Source organism: Siphonobacter sp. (assembly GCF_048595215.1).
Classification (GTDB): domain Bacteria; phylum Bacteroidota; class Bacteroidia; order Cytophagales; family Spirosomataceae; genus Siphonobacter.
Genome location: NZ_JBMDWJ010000076.1, coordinates 1 through 1,782 on the forward strand (window position 1 = coordinate 1; position 1,782 = coordinate 1,782).

At 50.5% G+C, this 1,782-nt stretch carries 2 protein-coding genes; both read right to left on the reverse strand.

The features are described 5' to 3' along the window. A partial coding sequence (locus ACOJTG_RS04485) for an aspartate aminotransferase family protein (RefSeq protein WP_420152720.1) occupies positions 1 to 826 on the reverse strand: 826 nt, incomplete at its 3' end. A 24-nt stretch (positions 827 to 850) separates the two neighbouring features. Next, positions 851 to 1,782, reverse strand: a 932-nt coding sequence (locus tag ACOJTG_RS04490) for a hypothetical protein (protein WP_420152721.1), incomplete at its 5' end; no start/stop codon positions are given.

Sequence of the window (1,782 nt, forward strand, 5' to 3'; positions counted from 1 at the left end):
TAAAGACGGCCATGAGCGGTTGCGGAGCCATGAATGCTCCAATGGGCATACCGCCGCCCATTCCTTTGGCTGACAGCAGAACGTCGGGTACAACACCAAATTGTTCAAACGCCCAGAAGGAACCCGTACGACCGAAACCCGTTTGGATCTCGTCGAAAATCAGTAAGGTACCCGTTTCGGTACAGCGATCGCGTAAGGCTTGCAGGTAGTCATGCGAAGGAACGCGAATGCCCGACTCGGCAGAAATGACTTCAATGACAACGGCTGCGGTACGGGAAGTAATGTTCGTTAGATCAGCCAGTACGCCGTGGTGAATATGCCGGATATCCGGGAGTAAGGGGCGGAACTGACGTTTGAAAAAGTCGGCTCCCGCCAGACTTAAGGCTCCCTGCGTAGAACCGTGATACGCATTAAAACAGGAAATGATTTCGGTACGACCGGTATACCGTTTCGCCAGTTTCATGGCTCCTTCCACGGCTTCCGTACCCGAATTGGTCAGGTACACATTGTCAATGGCATAGCCCGACGGCGTACGGTAAGCAGCCAGCGTCTCGACCAGGGCCTGAGCCAGTAAGACTTGCGGAGCCTGCACATATTCGCCGTAGACCAGCGTGTGCAGGTAATGATCCACCTGATGTTTGATGGCCTGAACTACTTTCGGGTGCCGGTGACCGACATTGGAGACACCGATGCCGGAAATCAAATCCATATACGCCTTTCCGTCGGGACTGTATAACCAGATTCCTTCGGCTTTTTCGATTTCTAGAGCTAGCGGAAAATCCGACGTTTGGGCAAGGTGATTTAAGAAAAGCTGTCGTTGATGCATAAAAAGGTAATCACAAAACCCGCGTTAGGGTTCAAAAAAGCAGGCCGTTCCGCCCACCCAGGTAAAATTCTGGTTGAAGCGAACGCCAATCATTTCGCCGCGACTCAGGCGGCTTAAACTCGTCAGTAACTCCGGTCGTTTCGCCTGATCGGGCCAAACATACAACATCCGGATTTCACACTTCACCCCACCGTCGGGAGCCTCGATTACGGGCTCATACTTCACTTTTTTCTGGAGGATGTAATGCTGCGGATCGGGAAGAGCGGTTAGTAATTCTGCTGTTGGATGTAGATTAACGCCCATTCCCGCGAAACTGAACAGGGGTTTGAGTACATAATCGTCCAGATTTTCGGGAAACTGCCCCTGAAAATCGCTCACGTACTGTGCCTGAGGTACGTACGGAGAATTCAGCAGGGGAAGAATGTATTTCGAAATCCGGAAAAACCAGTTGGGATGCCCCACCCAAGTTACATCTACGTCATCCGTTAGTTGATACGATACCGGCATGTCGGGGTAGTGCAAGAGATCGTCAAAAATCAGGCGGTTGTACATCCGGCGAATCGGTGTTTTTACGCCATCCCGGTCGTAATAAAGCGTCCGACCTTCTTTCTGGATTTTAGTAAAGCAAACCGACCGAATGCCAAGCAGCTTTTCCGTAACGGCAAAATCCACGCGTGTTTTCTGTTTTTCCGGAAAAATTTCCAGTAAAACGCAGTGAGCGGGGTCTTCGCCGTCCAGAATAAGGTCTTTAAGCTTCGTTAGATAAGCCTCAAAATCGTACCCACCAAAATTCCAGATCAGCGAGTCCGGGATCGAAAAGTGCTCTTTAAACTTTTCCGGTAAATAGCCCTGAAACGCAAACAGCGAAGGGAAGCCCTGCAATTCAATCAACTGCGGTACTAATTCGCCGTTTTCGTCCCGGCATACGGCAAAGTCAATCGCCAGAAAATGCGTAT